The sequence below is a fragment of the Hymenobacter sp. genome, assembly GCF_035709525.1.
Classification (GTDB): Bacteria; Bacteroidota; Bacteroidia; order Cytophagales; family Hymenobacteraceae; genus Hymenobacter.
Map to the genome: position 1 here is coordinate 1 of NZ_DASTEP010000135.1, position 3,292 is coordinate 3,292.

The 3,292-nt window shown below is 66.3% G+C and carries 3 protein-coding genes; all 3 read right to left on the reverse strand.

Annotated elements, in window-relative coordinates:
• The coding region (locus tag VFO93_RS11710; RefSeq protein ID WP_325134557.1) for a hypothetical protein at window positions 1–519 on the reverse strand (519 nt) is incomplete at its 3' end.
• Window positions 520–650: 131 nt separating this feature from the next.
• Window positions 651–1,166, reverse strand: a complete 516-nt coding sequence (locus tag VFO93_RS11715; RefSeq protein ID WP_325134558.1) for a hypothetical protein — start codon at window positions 1,164–1,166, stop codon at window positions 651–653.
• Window positions 1,167–1,374: 208 nt separating this feature from the next.
• Window positions 1,375–3,292 (reverse strand): hypothetical protein (locus tag VFO93_RS11720; protein ID WP_325134559.1); only part of this gene is annotated, 1,918 nt, incomplete at its 5' end.

Consider the following 3,292-nt stretch of genomic DNA (forward strand, 5'->3'; position numbering starts at 1 on the left):
GCGCAGCAAGAGGTCGCCGCCCTGGTCGAGGGCGCGCAGCACGGGGGCGGCCTGCTCGGGGCCGAGCACGGCGGCGACGAGCCAGCGCAGCAGGGCGGCCTCGGTGCGGACCACGAAGCGGGCCACGTCCTGGCCCAGCGCCAGCCAGGGCTTGGCCAGGCGCTCGAAGGCGGCGGGCAGCAGCCAGAAGTGGGTCAGGTCCAGGGCGCGCAGCTCGGCCCCGGTCTGGGCGAGCAGGTGGGCGAGGCGGGGGCCGGAGAGCTGGTGGGCGGCGAGCTGGTGGTGTAGCCAGGCGGGGAGCTGGGCCAGGGCGGGGCCGGCGGCTTGCAGCTGCTGGAAGCGAGCTTCGCCGTCGGGCAGCAGGCCGACGAGGGAGCGGGCCAGGGCCAGGGGGGCGGCAGGCACCGCTTTACCCGTGAGCGGGTCGTGGCCCAGGGCGTGGGCCAGGAGTTGGTAGGGGGCCTGCTGCTGGGCGGCGTGGGCCAGCGCGGCCACGGCGGGGGCGAGCGCCGGGGGCACGGCGGCCAGCAGCGCCGGGGCCGGGGCGGGTGGTAAAGTGTGAGGCGCACTCCGCCCACACGACCACCGCCCTATCCCTCGACAGCTAGCAGCAACTGCTACTAGCTGTCGAGGGATAGGGCGGTGGTTGGTTAAGCCGGCGTGGGCAGGCGCACGGCATCATAGCGGGCTACAAAGGCCTGTAGGTCGAAGCCGGGCACATACTGCTGCAAGCCTTGTACGAGCTCTTGCGTCTGCGGCCGTTGCGGGTGCCAGGGCCGGGTAGCCGGGGTGGGTGCCTCCAGCTCCAGCAAGAGCAGTTGCCAGTAGCGGTAGCCCAGCGTGTGGGCCAGCAGGGCGAGGTAGCCCTGGAAGTCAACCCCGAGCGGGGAAGTGTCGCTCCCGAAGTCGTAGTAGTGCAGTTCGGGGTTCTGGGCGGCGGTGTGGAAGAGGCCCACGCAGGCTTCGTCGGCGAAGAAGTCCACGATTTTGAAGGTCTGCATCCGGGCCAGCCAGGCGGCGGGCTCGTGGCCGAAGTAGACGATGTCTTTCCAGTCGCCGTAGATGTGCTGGATGGGCCGGATGTCAACCTTTCCTTCTATTTGACTGTTAGCATCGGCTCGCCACGATACATAAAAGCCGTTACGTAGGCGAAAAAAATTCAACATCTGGATAGGTATCCACTCCGAATGTGCTATCAGTGCTAATTCACTTTCAGTAGTATTAGCCCCTATCTTGATTGTACAATCTACGTTAGCTATCCTTGCTTGTCGCAGCAAGAGGGTTGAATCAATAATGAGAGAGTTTTCTGTGGCCATTGTGAAAGCTAATCGTTTATAGGAATCCATACTGATGCAGGATGAGGATTCCTTCGGACTATTCAGCAAAAGTAATGTACTTATCCTCGAAGGCCTTTTTCATTTGAGCACCGATGTTACGCGCCTCTTGGATGTCAGCAGAGTCTCCCTTGGCTTCTGCTAAGTGTAGTATATAGTTCCCTACATGGATTGAATTACGGAACACGATACCGGCCCCAATTACTTTGTCGACTGCATCAACAATACGCACAGCTTGCTTTGCGGGAATACCTAAATCAACCAAAGGTTTGGGGTTGTTCAAGCGATTAATGGCTAATGGCTGGTGCTTGGGTGCGCCAGTTACCTGGGGGTTAGGGTAGTAGTCGGCCAGGCTGGCCTGCTCGACGGGGTTGTCCACCGTCAGGTTCAGGCTCAGGCCCTGCGCCACGGGCTGGCCGTCGGCGGCGCTGACCTCGCGCACGGCGCACGTCAGGCTCAGCGGCACGTACTGCTCGGCCGTGATGAGGCGCGTAAGGGCCTGCGCCGGCAGGCGCAGGGTGGTGGCGTCGAGCGTACCCTGGCGCAAGGCGCGCAGCAGGCGCTCGCCCACGGGGCGGCCGTAGCGCGGCACGACCGAGTAGAAGAAGGCCCGCGTAGCTTGCCCCTGCCCGGCGGCCTGCCCCTGGTGGGCCGAGTCCTTGGCTGCCTGCTTGACGAAGGCCTCAATCTGGTGCAGGTGGTTGCTGTTGCCCCGGCGCGAGAGCGGGGTCAGGTTCTGCCAGTCCGTGCCCGTGCCGTGCAGGTGGTGGTTGAGCAGGTGGCCCTTGACGTAGTAGCTGTCGTTGCCGTTGCCGCGCTGGGCCAGCGCCTCGTAGTGGGCGTTGGGGGGGGGATTGGGCACCGAGCCGGTGGAGATGAGTTCGCCCACCTCGCGCAGGGGGATGCCGTACACGCCCGAGGTGAGGTAGGCCAGGTGCATGCCGCGCCCGAAGCCGGCGGCTGTCACGCCGCTGTAGGCGGGGGCGGCGTTTTGCCGGACCTGGGTGCCGGCGTAGGCGGCGCTCATCAGGTGCAGCGTCACGTCGGCCAGGCGGCCCAGCAGGCGGTCGAGCTCCAGGGCGGCGGCGGTGGGCTGGGGGGCCTGGCCGGGGCGGGCGGGCAGTTGCTGGGGCTGGGAGAGCAGGCCGCGAATTTGGCGGGCCAGCTGGGCGGCCAGGGCCTGGGCTTGCTGCACGGCGGCCGTGGCGGGCAAGCGCACGGCCTGGTCCTGGAGCTTGCCCTTGGCCAGGCGGGCCAGGAAGACCTCGTAGGCCAGCGGGTCGCTGGCCACCTGCAAGGTGGGGCGTCCGGCGAGCGGGGCCACGAAGACGTGATGGGTTTCGGGGCCGACCTGGAAGGCGCGTTGGGGCCGCAGCCAGTTTTTGGTGGCCTCAACGGCGTGTTTACCCTGTTCGACCACGTTGCTTGCGCCGGTCTTAAGGGTGTTCCAAATAGCTTTAGCCTTGTCGGCGACGGTATCAAGCACTTTGTTGACCGCTTTCTCCACGGGCACCCGCACTTTCTTCAAACCCGTTTGGATGGCCCCGCTGATACCGTCGAGGCCGAGCTGCCGGGCCAAAAAGGCGAGGGCCACGGGCAGAATCTTGACCAGGGTGTTCTCGACGGCCTGGGCGGCGGGGGCGAGCTGGCCGGCAGCGATGGCGGAGGCCGAGGCAAAGAGGGCCTGGCCCACCTGGGCGAGTTGCCGGCCCTTCTCCACGAAGAGCATCACCCCGTTGTAGAGGCTGCGGGCCAGTTGCAGGAAGGCCCCGCCGGGCACGGCTAGCGAGGCCAGGAACAGGGGCACCGCCTTGGCGGCCACGCCCAGCACTTGGGCTTGGACGAAATCCAGGGCTTGGGCGCGCAGGCCCTGGGCGTGGGCACTGATGGCTTGCCAGGCGGCTTGCGGGCCGTGCTGCCAGAGGGTGAGGGCTACGCCGCCCACTTGGGTGAGCACG

Bases quoted from the DNA above. Each gene is read 5' to 3' on its own strand.
- VFO93_RS11715 (WP_325134558.1), bottom strand. From the start codon at position 1,166: ATGTTGAATTTTTTTCGCCTACGTAACGGCTTTTATGTATCGTGGCGA.